Below are 14,181 nucleotides of genomic sequence, written 5' to 3' on the forward strand. Positions count from 1 at the left end.
CGGCGTCGATCAGTGTCCGACAAGCTTGACCGCAAAGAAGGCGCCGACCAGCAGAACCACGAAAAGCACGGTGAAAAGCGCCAGCCGCTTCTCGATGATCGCCAGCATCGGCTCGCCCCAGCGCTTGAGCACGAAGGCCACCAGGAAGAAGCGGGCGCCGCGCGTCACGACGCACAGGGCCAGGAACAGCGCCAGATTGAAATGGAAGATGCCCGAAGCGATGGTGATCAGCTTGAACGGGATCGGCGTCAGCCCCTTGATCAGGATGACCCAGGCGCCGTGCTGCTGGAACAGGGCCTTGGACGCCTCGAAGGTATCGGCCTTGCCCAGCAGGGCCAGCAGTTGCAGGCCGACCGGCTCGAGGAAATAGCCGATGGCGTAGCCCAGCATCGCCCCCAGCACCGAGGCGACCGTGCAGACCATGGCGTAGAAATAGGCCCGTTCCGGCTTGGCCAGCACCATGGGCGCCAGCATGACGTCGGGTGGAATGGGGAAGAAGGAGCTTTCCGCGAAGGACACGATCGCCAGCGACCGGGTCGCGTGACGGTGGCGGGCCAGGGAGAAGACCCAGTCATAAAGCTTGCGAAGCATACAGGCGTCCCGGTTGAGCCTTCGGCTCCTAGCAGGCTGGAAGCTCTCGCGCATCCGATGATCGGCGGCTGCGACACCGCAACGTGTCCTGTTTCGGATCAGCCCCGCCTTGCGTCCCACCGGGGGCGACCATTAGGTTCCGCCCCAATCGGCGGCAGGAGCCGCCCCAAAAGACAGTCAGAGGAGACGCGTCATGAATGACGCCGCCAAACTCGATCAGGAAAACCCGCTGGGCGTGGACGGTTTCGAATTCGTCGAATTCACCGGACCCGAGCCCGAAGCCATGATCGCCCGGCTGGAGCTGATGGGCTTCACCCAAACCCATGTGAACCCGACCACCGGCGCTGTGCGCCTGAAGCAGGGCGACATCACCATGCTGGTCAACCGCACGCCGACGAAGGTTCCGGGGAGCCAGGCGGCGGACTTCGCCAGGGACCACGGCCCCTCGGCCAACGGCATGGCCTTCCGCGTCGCCGACGCCAAGGCCGCCTATGAGGGCGCGCTGGAACGCGGCGCCCGCAAGGCCGAGGGCGCGCACGGCGGCGCCCTGGGGAACGACTATCCCTATATCCTGCAAGGCATCGGGGGCAGCCTGCTGTACGTCATCGACCAGTACGGCGAGCAGGGCTCGCTCTATGAGGCCTGGGACGAGATCGAGGGCTGGGAAGAGGCCGAGCGCAAGAACTCTATGGGTCTCGAGGTCCTCGACCACCTGACCCACAACGTGCGTCGCGGCGAGATGCGCACCTGGTCGGGCTTCTATGGCCAGGTCTTCAACTTCGAAGAGCAGAAGTATTTCGACATCAAGGGCAAGGCCACCGGCCTGTTCTCGCAGGCCATGATCGCGCCCGACCGCGCCATCCGCATCCCGCTGAACGAAAGCCAGGACGACAACTCCCAGATCGAGGAGTTCCTGCGGCGCTACAACGGCGAAGGCATCCAGCACATCGCCCTGACTACCCAGAACATCTACGAGACCGTCGAAGCCATGAAGGCGCGCGGCGTGGCCTTCCAGGACACGATCGAGACCTACTTCGAGCTGATCGACAAGCGTCTGCCCCACCACGGCGAGGACGTGGAGCGGATGCGCAAGAACCGCATCCTGATCGACGGTTCGGACGAGGAAGGCCTGCTGCTGCAGATCTTCACCCAGGACACCTTCGGTCCGATCTTCTTCGAGATCATCCAGCGCAAGGGCAACGAGGGCTTCGGCAACGGCAACTTCCAGGCCCTGTTCGATTCGATCGAGCTGGACCAGATTCGTCGCGGCGTCATCAAGGTCGACGCCTGAATGAGGATGCGGCCGCCGCATTGGTTGCCCTGGCTCGGCCCGCTTCTGGCGGCCGGGGCCGGGGCTCTGGCCGGGGAATACTGGCTGGGGGGAGGCTTCTGGATGGTGCTGCTGGCGGCGCTGGTCTGCGGCTTCGCCCCCATTCTGGGCTACCGCGTCTGGAAACGACGACATCATCGTTGAACTATTTCCTCCCCATGCCATGGGGAGGGGGACCGCGTAGCGGTGGAGGGGCGAGCCACGCTCAAACAGCCCCTCCGTCACGCCGCTTGCGCGTCCGCGCTGCTTCCCCACAAGGTGGGGAGGAAAAAATGGGGAGAGACTGAAATGAAATCCATCCTGACCGCCGCCGCGGCGCTGGCTCTGCTGGCGACCTCGGCCCACGCCGAAAACGCCCCGACCTGGTCGCTGGCCATCCACGGCGGCGCGGGCGTCATCGAGCGCGCCGAGTTGTCGCCGGAACGCGACGCCGCCTATCGCGCGGGTCTGCAGGCGGCGCTGGACGCCGGCTCGGCCGTTCTGGCCAAGGGCGGCTCGGCCCTGGACGCGGTTCAGGCCGCGGTTCAGACGATGGAGGACAATCCCCTGTTCAACGCCGGGCGCGGGGCCGTCTTCACCGCCGCCGGCAAGAACGAACTGGATTCCGCCGTGATGAACGGCGCCGACCTGACCGCCGGCGCCGTGGCCGGCCTGACCCGCACCCGCCACCCGATCGCGGCGGCGCGCGCGGTGATGGAGCAGTCCCCCCACGTCATGCTGATCGGCGAAGGCGCCGAGAGCTTCGCCGCCTCGGTCGGTCTGGAGCAGGTCGACCCCAGCTTCTTCTTCACCGAAAGCCGCTGGCAGGCGCTGCTGAAGGCCCTGCGCGAAGCGGGCCAGCCCCTGCCGCCCCGCCCGGCGGGCGCCCCGCCGGAGCCGAGCAAGCACGGCGCCGCGGTTCCCCTCGCCGCCCTGAACGAAGCCCCGCTGGACGAGCGGAAATTCGGCACCGTCGGCGCCGTGGCCCTGGACAGCCAGGGCCGTCTGGCGGCCGGCACCTCGACCGGCGGCATGACCGCCAAGCGCTGGGGCCGGGTCGGCGACGTGCCGGTGATCGGCGCGGGCACCTACGCCTCCAACGCCGACGGCTGCGCCGTCTCGGCCACCGGCGCGGGCGAGTATTTCATCCGCGCCACCGTGGCGCGCGACATCTGCCACCGCACCGCCGAGGGCATGGCGGTCCAGCCGGCGGCCGACGCCGAGATCGCAGAAGTCGGCGCCATCGGCGGCGACGGCGGCGTCATCGTCATGGGCAAGGATGGCACGGTCGCCTTCTCGATGAACACCTCGGGCATGTATCGCGGCGAGGCCGGATCGAACCGCGCCAGCCGCGTCGCCATCTACGCCGACGAAGACGCCAAGCGTTGACCGGGCAGGTCGTCGATCTTGAACAGAAGTTCGGCGGCTTTTCCGACCACTGGCGGCCGCGCGTCGCCGCCTAACTGAATGGGCAGGACGTGCGGCTGGTCAAGGTCCAGGGGGTCTTCCCCTGGCACAGCCACACGGACGCCGAAGAGATGTTCCTGGTCTGGAAGGGCCGCTTCCGGGTCGAGTTCCGCGACCGGGTGGAGACGCTGGAACCCGGCCAGTTCATCGTCGTGCCGCGCGGCGTCGAACACCGCACCGCCGCCGACGAGGAGGCCGAGGTGATGATTTTCGAACCCTCCGAAGTGATCAACACCGGCGACGCCCCGACCTCCGACTTCACCGCGCCGCCCGACCAGAAGATATGACCCGAACGATATGATCCAGACGATATGAGCAAGCTCGACACGCCCGGCGTCATCGCCCCGCCGCCGCTGATCTATTTCGGCTTCCTTCTAGCCGGATGGGGACTGGGCCAGTGGACGGCCGAGCCGTCGCTGGGGCTGGCGGTCGAGGCGCGGCGCGGGGTCGCCCTGACCCTGATCGTCGTCGGTCTGCTGCTGGACGGGGCGGCGGCGGGCTATTTCCGTCGCCTCGGCACCCCGCCCGAGCCGTGGAAGCCGACAACGGTCCTAGCCACGGGCGGTCTCTACAAGTTCAGCCGCAACCCGATCTATCTGGGCTTCGCCATCACCTATCTGGGTCTGGCCATCGCCATGGACAGCCCGATCGCGCTGGCCCTGCTGGTCCCCTGCCTGATCGTCGTCGACCGCTTCGTCATCGCCCGCGAGGAGCGCTATCTGGCGGGCAAGTTCGGCGCCGATTACCAGGCCTACAAAGGAAAGGTCCGCCGATGGCTGTGACCCCCAACACCCCCGCCCCGCACGCCGACGAACTATCGGAAATGGCCATCGAGGAACTGGACGCCGCCTGCGCCCTGCTGTGGGTCGAGATGAAGGCCGTCACCCCCTGGGGCGACGTCTATGAGGGCGTGGCCCCGTCCGGCCGCGCGGTCGAGATCGAGCGCCGCTACCTGTGGGCGCACGACCCGGCGGGCTCGATCGCCGTCGAGGTCGAGGTGCGCGACCCGGCCCTGCGCACCGGGGCCGAGGCGCGCGCCGTGATCGCGCCCCCGAACGGCAAGGCGTCCTGAAATTAGCCTACGCTTCTCCCCGTCATCCTCGGCACAAGGCCCAGGATGACGGGAATGGGATTGAGGATGACGACTGACGCCGCTTCCCAACCGCTTCGCCCCGGATTAGCTTCGCCTCATGAAACTCGCCTCGCTCAAGCACGGCCGTGATGGCCGCCTCGTCGTCGTCTCCAAGGACCTGAACTGGTTCACGGACGCCTTCCTGATCGCGCCGACGCTGCAGGCCGCGCTGGACGACTGGGCGCGGTGCGAGCCCCTGCTGCGCGCCCTGGCCGAGAGCCTGGAGCACGAAGCCGTGCCGAGCGGCCGCTTCCGCGAACATGAGGCCGCCGCCCCCCTGCCCCGCGCCTATCAGTGGGCCGACGGCTCGGCTTACGTGAACCACGTCGAACTGGTGCGCAAAGCGCGCGGCGCCGAGATGCCCGCGACCTTCTGGACCGACCCCCTGATGTATCAAGGCGGCTCCGACCACTTCATGGGCGCCCGCGACGCCATCCCGCTGAAGGACGAGGCCTGGGGCTGCGACCTGGAGGCCGAGATCGTGGTCGTCACCGGCGACGTAGCCCAGGGCGCGACGCGCGAGGAGGCCCTGGCGGCGATCCGTCTGGTCGGCCTGGTCAACGACGTCTCGCTTCGCAACCTGATCCCCGGCGAACTGGCCAAGGGTTTCGGCTTCGTCCAGTCCAAGCCGGCCAGCGCCCTGTCGCCGGTATTCGTCACCCCGGACGCCCTGGGCGACCGCTGGAAGGACGGCAAGATGCACGGCGCCCTGTCGGTGCAACTGAACGGCAAGGATTTCGGTCAGGCCGACGCGGGCGTCGACATGACCTTCGACTTCGGCGTGCTGATCGCCCACCTGGCCAAGACCCGCGCCCTGGTGGCCGGTTCGATCATCGGCTCCGGCACGGTGTCGAACAAGGACGCCGACGGCGGCCCGGGCAAGCCGGTGGCCGACGGCGGCGTCGGCTATTCTTGCATCGCCGAGGTCCGCACCGTCGAGACCCTCCTGACGGGCGCGGCCAAGACGCCCTTCCTCAAGCACGGCGATGTGGTCCGCATCGAGATGCTGGACGACAAGCATCACACCATCTTCGGCGCCATCGAGCAGACGGTTCAGCCCGCCTGATCTCCGCTTTTCGAGCGCCGTTCGTCGGGATAGACTGACGGCGTTCGGAAGGGGAAGTCCGCATGTCGCCGCAAACCATGGGCCCGCTGATCGGCATCGCCGTGGCGTTGATCGTCGTCCTGCTGCGCAACCGGCGCAAACGGACGCTGCGGCCGCATCTGCTGTGGGTCATGCCCCTGCTGGTCACCATCATGATCGGCATGGGGCTGTGGGCGACGACCCAGCATCCCCATTTCGGCCCCTACGCCTGGATGGCCTTCGCCGCCGCCCTGGCGCTGGGCGCCGCGGCCGGCTGGCAGCGTGGCAAGACCATCACCATCGAGAAAGAGCCGGACGGCTCGCTGAAGGCCCAGGCCTCGCCGCTGGGGCTGATCCTGGTCATCGGCCTGTTCGCGGCGCGCGCAGGCCTGCGCGAATTGATGCAGTCCAACGCCGTCGCCTGGGGCCTGGACGCCGTGGTGGTCACCGACGCCTTCATGATCTTCGCCATCGGCCTGATCGTCACCCAGCGCATCGAGATGTATATCCGTGCCCGCCGCGTCCTGGCCGGCGGAAGCGACAGCCACGTCGAGGTCGCGGCTTGATCATCGCGCTGGCGGCCCTCGCCGTCGCCGGTCAGCCCTTCGACGCTGACGCCGACGGCTGGGACATGATGATCGACCCCGACCACGGCCGGGTGGCCAGCGCCGCCTGGGCGTCAGGCCAGGCGGTTCTGGTGCGCTGCAAGGCGGGGCGTCTGGACGTCATCGTCAATGGCTTGCCGCCCGCCGAGACGCGGTCGCGCAGGATCGAAATGACTCTGGGCGAGGTCGGTCCCGAAACTCAATCCTGGGCCACCGCGCCCGGCAGCCCGATCGCCTCGCCGCCCGAGCCGGCGCGCATCGCCCGCCTCATGGCCGACGGGGGCGACCTGGATCTGCGCGTCATGACCACCGGTGGCGAGGCGACCTATGGCTTGCCGCTGCCGTCCGACGGCGCGGGCGTCCGCGATGTTCTTCAGGCCTGCAACCAGCTGACCACCGGCGAGCATGACCGCCTGCCCCGTTTGGCCGAAACCGCGACCCGTTGGACCCGAAAGCCGGTGGCCGTTTTGCCGCCCCGCTTCGGCAAGTATCGCTTCGTGGCGGCCGAGGCGCGTCTCGGCTGCCTGATCGACGCGGACGGCCGTCCGTCATCCTGCTGGGTCGAAGGCGAGACGCCTTCAGGCAAGGGCGTCGGCCCCGCCGCCGTCGCATCCACCATGACCGCTCGCTTCGAGGTGCCGGACGACGGCAAGACCGGCTTTCGGATCATTCGCTTCGACTACAAATTCGAGGCCCGCTTTCACTAGAATCTTGATCGGGCGGCGTTTCGGCAATCGACCTGACCGACGAACACGGTGATTGACCCGACGAATTCCGCCGCTAGATTGCGCGGCCTCCCAGACCTGTGCGGGTGTGGTGGAATTGGTAGACGCGCTGGATTCAAAATCCTGTTCCGAGAGGAGTGCCGGTTCGAGCCCGGCCACCCGCACCACGTCTGGATGAGCGCCGATCGGCGCCATCCCGCCCTTCCCCTTCCGACATCGCCACCGACCGGAACGCAGCCTTAGCCGTTCTGGCGCATTCCGCTTGCGAGGAGGGATCGCGCGCGCCTGTCCACAACGCGACACGGGCTGAAACAAAGAATGAGTCCTGCCTCACTTGATTAAGCGGACACAAGTGTCCACTTGGCGACTTCCATGACCCGTCCCCTGCGAAAAGACGCCGCCGAGAGGCGAGACGCGCTGCTGAAAGCGGCGGGGGAAGCGTTCGCCCGCGACGGGCTGGACACGCCCCTGCACGTCATCGCCGAGCGGGCGGGCGTGGGACGGGCGACGCTGTATCGCAACTTCGCCGACCGCTCGGAGCTGGCGGCGGCGGTCTTCGTAGAACAGATCGACGACCTGGGCCGCCGCACGCACGCGCAGCTGAACGATCCCGAAGTCTTCCTGTGGTTCCTCGGCCAGTTGGTCGAATTGATGATCCGCAGCGCGGGCCTGTCCAGCGCCATCCGCGACCTGAAGGACGAGGCCTTGGCTCGGATCCGCAGCGGGCTGAAGCGCGCGGGCGCCGAGGCCCTGACCCTGTCGCAGGCGGCGGGGCGGGTGCGCCCCGACCTGACGGTCGAGGACATCCGCGTCATCGCCCTGATGCTGGGGGCGCCGTCGCGCACGGTGCAGGCCGAGGATCGCGACGTCTTGAGCCGCCGCACCCTGGAGCTGGTGCTGGACGCGGTGCGGCCGCAGGGCGGAGCCCGCGCGTGAGCCGCCGCGACTGGAACCTGCCGTGGGAAGACTATCTGGCGACGCTGAAGCCGCACGAGCGGCCCGCCCTGCCCGGCTCGCCCGCCACGCCCGACCATTCGACGCCCATGCGCTGGGCCTACGCCGCCGTCGGCATTCTGGTCGCCCTGACCGGCAGTTTGGGCAATGCGGCGGTGACGGCCAACATCCCCCAGCTGGCGGGCTCGCTGGGCGTGACCGTCGCCGAGGCGACCTGGCTGCCGGTCGTCTTCGTCATGACCAACGCCTGCATGAACCTGCTGCTGGTCAAGTTCCGCATGCAGTACGGGCTGCGGCTGTTCACCGAGATCGTGCTGATCGTCTTTCTGGCGGTGGCCGCCGCCCACCTCTTCCTCGAGGACTACGGTTCGACCCTGGTGGTGCGCGGCATCGCCGGCATGGCGGCGGCGGGGATGTCGACGCTGGGCGTCCTCTACATCATCCAGGCCTTCCCCGCGCAGCATCGGCTGAAGGGGATCATCATCGCCGTCGGCCTGGCCAGCCTGGCCATTCCCCTGGCGCGGCTGGGGGTCGGCCCTCTGCTGGACCACGACCAGTGGCGCGCGGTCTATATGTTCGACCTGGGGCTGGTGATGCTGGCCCTGCCCGCCGTCTTCGCCTTGAAGATGCCGCCGGCGCAGCGGGTCAAATCGTTCGAAAAGATGGACTTCGTCACCTTCGCCCTGTTCGCGCCGGGTGTGGCCCTGCTGACCGCCGTCTTGGGGCTGGGGCGGATCGTCTGGTGGACGGAAGCCGCGTGGATCGGCTGGTCTCTGATCGGCGCCGTCGTCCTGCTGACCGCCGCCGTCGTCATCGAATACAACCGGACCAATCCGCTGATCGACCTGAAATGGCTGGCCGGGCGCGACATCGCGCGCCTGACCCTGGCCATCCTGCTGGTGCGGATCGTCCTGTCGGAACAGACGACCGGCGCGGTCGGCTTCCTGCAGCAGATGGGGCTGGGCAACGACCAGATGCATGGCCTGTTCTGGGTCATGCTGTTCGCCACGGCGGCGGGGACGCTGACCAGCGCCTTCACCCTGAACCCGGTGAAGCTGTGGAAGCCGATCTCCATCGCGCTCGGCATGATCGCGATCGGCGCCTTCATGGACAGCCATGCGACGGTGCTGACGCGACCGGTGAACCTCTATCTCAGCCAGGCCCTGCTGGCCTTCGCCGCCGCCTTCTTCCTCGGCCCGACCATGATCATCGGCTTCGGCAAGGTGCTGCAGGGCGGCGGCAAGAACCTGGTCAGCTTCATCGTCGTCTTCTCGATCGGCCAGAACATCGGCGGGCTGATGGGCTCGGCCCTGATCGGCACGATCCAGACGGTCCGCGAGAAATACCATTCCAACCAGTTGAGCGAGCACATCAACCTGGGCGATCCGGAGGCGGTGGTGCGGTTGCAGCAACTGTCGGGCGCCTACGCCCACACGATCGGCGACGCCGCCCTGAGACAGGCGCAAGGGCTGAGGCTGCTGCAGCAGCAGATCAGCCAGCAGGCCCAGGTCCTGGCCTACAACGACGTCTTCCTGCTGATCTCGGGCGCCGCCGCCATCGGCGCCGTCTGGGTCGCCGTCAACCACTACCGCCCCCGCATCGAGGCGCGCCGCGCCGCCGACCGCGAGGCGGCCGAAGCCGCCGCCGCTGTCGAATGACCCGGACCCGACCATGACCGACCCTGCCCCAGCACCGTCTCCCGCCCCGGCCGCGCCGCCGCCCGCCCCTGCGCCCGCGCCTGCGCCCCAGCCGACCAAGAGCCGCCGTGTCATGTGGAGCGTGGCGCTGGTTCTGATCGCCCTGGTCGGGGTCGGCCTGATCCTGCACGCCTGGCGACTGCCGCCGTTCAATGGCGGACCGCAGTCGACCGACAACGCCTATGTGCGCGGCCCGGTGACGATCATCAGCCCGCAGGTCAGCGGCTATGTCGTCTCGGTCGAGGTGCAGGACTTCCAGAGGGTGCAGCAGGGCCAACTGCTGGCGACCATCGACGACCGCATCTATCGCCAGCGGCTGGAGCAGGCCCAGGCCTCGCTGCACGCGGCCGAGGCGGCGCTGGCCAACGCGGCCCAGAGCAAGGCCTCGGCCCTGGGGTCGGTCGCCCAGACCCGCGCCTCCATCGCCGGCGCCCAATCCGCCGTGACCAAGGCCCGCGCCGACGCCCAGCGCGTGCGCACCCTGTTCGCTGGCGGATGGGTCGCTCAGGCCCAGGTCGATGTCGCCCAGAACGCCCTGCGCGCCGCCGAGGCCCAACTGGGCCAGGCCCGTGCCGCCGAAGGCGTGGCCCAGACGGGCGTGACCTCAGCTGTGGTCGGGCGCGGTTCGCTGGAAGCCGCGGTCGAGAACGCCCGCGCCCAGGTGCGCCTGGCCCAGATCGATCTGGACAACACCCGCATCACGGCCCCCCGCGCCGGACGCCTTGGCGAGGTCGCCGTGCGGCAGGGCCAGCAGGTCGCGGTCGGCACGCAACTGACGGCCCTGGTGCCCGACGTCGTCTGGATCACGGCCAATATGAAGGAGACGCAGATGCGCGACATCCGCGTCGGCCAGCCGGTCGAGATCGCGGTCGACGCCCTCGGCGGCCAGACGCTGAAGGGCAAGGTCGAGCGGATTTCGCCCGCCACGGGCTCCGAGTTCAGCGTCATCCGCCCCGACAACGCCACCGGCAACTTCACCAAGGTGGCCCAGCGCGTCCCCGTCCGCATCTCCATCGACCCCGGTCAGGAGGCCGCCGCGCGCCTGGCGCCCGGCATGTCGGTCGTGGCCCGGATCCAGGTGGGGGACTAGAGCGAGGGCCTAATCCCTATCCGCTCATCCCGGCGGACGCCGGGATCCAGTGCTTTGGCTTCAAAGCAATTCGACCAATTGAAAAGCCGCCATTTGGCCCTCTCACTGGGTCCCGGCGTCCGCCGGGATGAGCGGGATTCGGGGGCGATCTTTCAACCTTCGGGCCCAGTCGCCTTCATGTTGCAATGCAAAATTCATCAGACTTGAGGGTTGCGTCAGCCTGTCGCAGCCCGCATCTGGTCCCGATGACCAGCGCCCCGACCACCACAGCCGCGACGCCCAAGGGGCCGGGGTTCGCCGAATTCGTCTGCCTGATCGCCATCATGATGGCGCTGAACGCCCTGGCCATCGACGCCATGCTGCCGGCCCTGCCGCACATCGGCGAGGATCTGGGCGTCGCCAACGAGAACACCCGCCAGTGGGTCATCACCGCCTATCTGCTGGGCTTCGGCGGGGCGCAGCTGTTCTACGGCCCGCTGGCCGACCGCTTCGGCCGCAAGCCGATCCTGACGCTGGGCGTGAGCCTCTATGTCGCCTTCAGCATCCTGGCCGCCTTCGCCCAGTCGTTCGAATGGCTGATCCTGTCGCGCATCGGCATGGGGCTGGGTTCGGCGGCGACGCGGGTCCTGGCCGTCTCCATCGTGCGCGACCGCTACGCCGGGCGCACCATGGCGCGGGTCATGTCGCTGAGCTTCCTGGTCTTTCTGGGCGTGCCCATCCTGGCCCCGACGCTGGGCCAACTGATCATGCTGGTGGCGCCCTGGCGCTGGATCTTCGGCTTCCTCGCCCTGTTCGGCGGCGGCTTCCTGATCTGGGCGACGCTGCGCCTGCCCGAGACCCTGCACGCCGACGACCGGATGCCGATCAATGTGAAGCGGATCGCGCAGGCCTTCGGTCAGGCCCTGAGCAGCCGCGTCGGCATGGGCTACACCCTGGCCATGACGGCGATCAGCGGCGCCCTGTTCGCCTTCATCAACTCGTCGCAGCAGATCTTCTTCGACGTGTTCAAGGCGCCGGGCCTGTTCACCACCGTCTTCGCCCTGGTGGCCGGCGGCATCGCCCTGGCCTCGATCCTGAACGCGCGGCTGGTCGAGAAACTGGGCTCGCGCATGATCGCCCACACCGCCCTGTTCGGCTTCATCGGCTTTGCGACCCTGCACGCCGTGGTCGCCTATACCGGCCATGACAGCCTGTGGGTCTTCGCGGCCCTGCAGGCCTGCAAGATGTTCTGCTTCGGCCTGATCGCCGGTAATTTCGGGGCCATGGCCATGGACCCCATGGGCCATATCGCCGGCACGGCGTCGTCGGCCCAGGGCTTCATCTCGACCATCGGCGGGGCCCTGCTGGGCTTCTGGATCGGCCAGCAGTTCGACGGCTCGACCGTGCCGCTGACGGTCGGCTTCGCCGGCCTGGGCGTCGTCGCCCTGCTGCTGGTTCTGGCGGCCGAGAAGGGGCGGCTGTTCAGGGCCCACCACCTGCCCCCGGTCGCCAGCACGGCCAAGGCTTGATCTTTTCGGCCCAAGGGCGCCATTTCGCACGCATCTGAATACGGAGCGTTCGATGACCCTGAAGCTGGCCGGCCTGGTATCCGCCCTCGCCCTCACCGCCGCGCTTGGAGCCTGCGCCACCGCGCCCGGAGGCTCTGAGATGACGTTGCCCGCCGCGACCGCCCCCGTCGCCCCCGTCGCCCCCGCGTTCGCCTACGCTGACGACATCCACTCCAACGCCCGCCCCGCCGAGGCGCGGGTCAAGCATGTCGCGCTGGACCTGAGCGCCGACTTCGCCGCCAAGACCCTGTCCGGCACGGCGACGCTGGACGTCACCGGCCGCGTCGGCGCGACCGAGGTGGTGCTGGACACCAAGACCCTGGACATCCGCGCCGTGCGCGACGCGCGAGGAAACCCGCTGCGCTTTGAGCTGGGCGCCATGGACGCCATCAAGGGCCAGGCCCTGACCGTCCACCTGCCCGCCTTCACCGGCGCCGAAACGCAGAAGATCGTCGTCGACTATGCCACCCGTCCCGACGCGGCGGCGCTGCAATGGCTCAGCCCGCAGCAGACGGCAGGCGGCCAGAAGCCCTATCTGTTCAGCCAGGGACAGGCGATCCTGACCCGCACCTGGGTCCCGACCCAGGACAGCCCCGGCATCCGCCAGACCTATTCCGCCCGCATCACCGCCCCCGCCGACCTGACCGTGGTCATGTCCGCCGAGCACCTGACGCCGCAAGGCGAGGCGGCCGGCGCCGGCAAGAAGGCCTGGCGCTTCGACATGGATCGGCCGATCCCACCCTATCTGATGGCCGTGGCCATCGGCGACATCGCCTTCGCCCCGTTCGACGAACGCACCGGGGTCTGGACCGAGCCCAGCCGCCTGCAGGCCGCACACTGGGAGCTGGAGCCGACGGCCCAGATGGTGGACGCCGCCGAGACCCTCTACGGCCCCTATCGCTGGGGCCGCTACGACCTGCTGGTCCTGCCGCCCAGCTTCCCCTTCGGCGGCATGGAGAACCCGCGCCTGACCTTCGCCACCCCGACCATCATCGCCGGGGACCGCTCGCTGGTGTCGCTGGTCGCGCATGAACTGGCGCATAGCTGGTCGGGCAATCTGGTGACCAACGCCACCTGGTCGGACATCTGGCTGAACGAAGGCACGACCACCTATTTCGAGAACCGGATCATGGAAGTCCTGTACGGCCGCGAGCGCGCCTTGCAGGAACAGGCCCTGGGCTGGGCCGATCTGATGGCCGAGATCGCAGTTACGCCGCCCGACGACACCCGGCTGCACATCGACCTGACCGGACGCGACCCGGACGACGGTCTGTCGGGCATTCCCTATGACAAGGGCGCGGCCTTCCTGCGCACCATCGAACGCATCGTCGGCCGCGAGAAGTTCGACGCCTGGCTGCGCGGCTATTTCGACCGCCACGCCTTCCAGCCGATGACCGACGTGGGCTTCCTGGCCGACATCCGCGCGAATCTGGTCAAGGGCGACGCCGCGCTGGAGGCCCAGCTTCAGCTCGACAACTGGATCTATCAGCCGGGCATGCCGTCCAACGCCCAGGCCCCGGTGTCGCACGCCTTCGAGGCCGTCGACGTGGCCGCCAAGGCCTTCTTCGCCGACAAGGGCCCGGCCTCGGCCATCGACTGGAAGAGCTGGAACACCCAGCAGCGCCAGCGCTTCCTGGCCTGGCGTCCGGAAGGCCTCAAGGCCGGCGCCGACTGGCTGACCAACGCCCAGCTGGCCGATCTGGAAAAGACCCTGAACCTGGCCAACGAAGGCAACGCCGAGCTGACCTTCGCCTGGCTGCAGATCGCCCTGGCCCACCGCTATGAACCCGCCGTGGCCACCGCCGACCGCTTCCTGACCAGCCAGGGTCGTCGGAAATTCGTCCTGCCGCTGTTCCAGACCCTGTGGAACGAAGGCGACTGGGGCCGGCCGATCGCCACGCGCATCTACGCCAAGGCCCGGCCGCTGTATCACCCGGTGACCAGCCGCTCGGTCGATCAGTTGGTGGGACAGTCGTAAGG

The 14,181-nt window shown here is 68.5% G+C and carries 15 protein-coding genes and 1 tRNA gene; 15 read left to right on the top strand and 1 reads right to left on the bottom strand.

The window, feature by feature from the left end; translation table 11 throughout:
- Positions 1 to 9: 9 nt before the first annotated feature.
- Positions 10 to 591 (bottom strand): YqaA family protein, encoded by a 582-nt coding sequence (locus AB4Y68_RS05700; RefSeq protein ID WP_441454542.1) that lies wholly within the window; start codon positions 589 to 591, stop codon positions 10 to 12.
- A gap of 193 nt (positions 592 to 784) precedes the next feature.
- Between AB4Y68_RS05700 and hppD the strand changes: the two genes are divergently transcribed.
- From hppD to AB4Y68_RS05775, 15 genes are all read left to right on the top strand, one after another.
- Entirely contained in the window at positions 785 to 1,882 is a 1,098-nt protein-coding gene (gene hppD, locus AB4Y68_RS05705; RefSeq protein WP_441454543.1) for a 4-hydroxyphenylpyruvate dioxygenase, read from the top strand.
- A gap of 6 nt (positions 1,883 to 1,888) precedes the next feature.
- Positions 1,889 to 2,065 (top strand): hypothetical protein, encoded by a 177-nt coding sequence (locus AB4Y68_RS05710; RefSeq protein WP_441454544.1) that lies wholly within the window; start codon positions 1,889 to 1,891, stop codon positions 2,063 to 2,065.
- 144 nt (positions 2,066 to 2,209) lie between these two features.
- Complete coding sequence (locus tag AB4Y68_RS05715; RefSeq protein WP_441454545.1) at positions 2,210 to 3,289, top strand: isoaspartyl peptidase/L-asparaginase family protein; 1,080 nt, start codon at positions 2,210 to 2,212, stop codon at positions 3,287 to 3,289.
- Positions 3,290 to 3,378: 89 nt separating this feature from the next.
- Positions 3,379 to 3,654 (top strand): cupin domain-containing protein, encoded by a 276-nt coding sequence (locus tag AB4Y68_RS05720; protein WP_441454546.1) that lies wholly within the window; start codon positions 3,379 to 3,381, stop codon positions 3,652 to 3,654.
- Between the two features lie 24 nt (positions 3,655 to 3,678).
- Positions 3,679 to 4,149, top strand: coding sequence for a methyltransferase family protein (locus AB4Y68_RS05725; protein ID WP_441454547.1), 471 nt, complete (start codon positions 3,679 to 3,681; stop codon positions 4,147 to 4,149).
- Positions 4,140 to 4,439 carry a hypothetical protein gene (locus tag AB4Y68_RS05730; RefSeq protein ID WP_441454548.1) on the top strand — a complete coding sequence of 100 codons (300 nt, stop codon included), beginning with the start codon at positions 4,140 to 4,142 and terminating at the stop codon, positions 4,437 to 4,439. The genes AB4Y68_RS05725 and AB4Y68_RS05730 overlap by 10 nt, the downstream gene beginning before the upstream one ends.
- A 118-nt stretch (positions 4,440 to 4,557) precedes the next feature.
- On the top strand, positions 4,558 to 5,565 hold the full coding sequence (locus AB4Y68_RS05735) for a fumarylacetoacetate hydrolase family protein (RefSeq protein WP_441454549.1): 1,008 nt from the start codon (positions 4,558 to 4,560) through the stop codon (positions 5,563 to 5,565).
- Positions 5,566 to 5,627: 62 nt separating this feature from the next.
- Positions 5,628 to 6,149, top strand: coding sequence for a CcdC protein domain-containing protein (locus AB4Y68_RS05740; RefSeq protein WP_441454550.1), 522 nt, complete (start codon positions 5,628 to 5,630; stop codon positions 6,147 to 6,149).
- Entirely contained in the window at positions 6,146 to 6,895 is a 750-nt protein-coding gene (locus AB4Y68_RS05745) for a hypothetical protein (RefSeq protein WP_441454551.1), read from the top strand. The genes AB4Y68_RS05740 and AB4Y68_RS05745 overlap by 4 nt, the downstream gene beginning before the upstream one ends.
- A gap of 100 nt (positions 6,896 to 6,995) precedes the next feature.
- Positions 6,996 to 7,080 (top strand) — tRNA-Leu (locus AB4Y68_RS05750).
- A 205-nt stretch (positions 7,081 to 7,285) separates the two neighbouring features.
- A complete protein-coding gene (locus AB4Y68_RS05755; protein ID WP_441454552.1) occupies positions 7,286 to 7,849 on the top strand; it encodes a TetR/AcrR family transcriptional regulator in 564 nt (187 codons plus the stop codon).
- A complete protein-coding gene (locus tag AB4Y68_RS05760) occupies positions 7,846 to 9,525 on the top strand; it encodes an MFS transporter (protein ID WP_441454553.1) in 1,680 nt (559 codons plus the stop codon). Before AB4Y68_RS05755 ends, AB4Y68_RS05760 begins: the two co-directional genes overlap by 4 nt.
- 13 nt (positions 9,526 to 9,538) lie before the next feature.
- On the top strand, positions 9,539 to 10,654 hold the full coding sequence (locus AB4Y68_RS05765; RefSeq protein WP_441454554.1) for an HlyD family secretion protein: 1,116 nt from the start codon (positions 9,539 to 9,541) through the stop codon (positions 10,652 to 10,654).
- A gap of 245 nt (positions 10,655 to 10,899) precedes the next feature.
- Entirely contained in the window at positions 10,900 to 12,162 is a 1,263-nt protein-coding gene (locus AB4Y68_RS05770; protein ID WP_441454555.1) for a multidrug effflux MFS transporter, read from the top strand.
- A gap of 52 nt (positions 12,163 to 12,214) precedes the next feature.
- Entirely contained in the window at positions 12,215 to 14,179 is a 1,965-nt protein-coding gene (locus AB4Y68_RS05775) for a M1 family metallopeptidase (protein ID WP_441454556.1), read from the top strand.
- Positions 14,180 to 14,181 lie beyond the last annotated feature (2 nt).

The sequence above is a fragment of the Brevundimonas sp. 2YAF1 genome (assembly GCF_052114745.1).
GTDB lineage: Bacteria > Pseudomonadota > Alphaproteobacteria > Caulobacterales > Caulobacteraceae > Brevundimonas.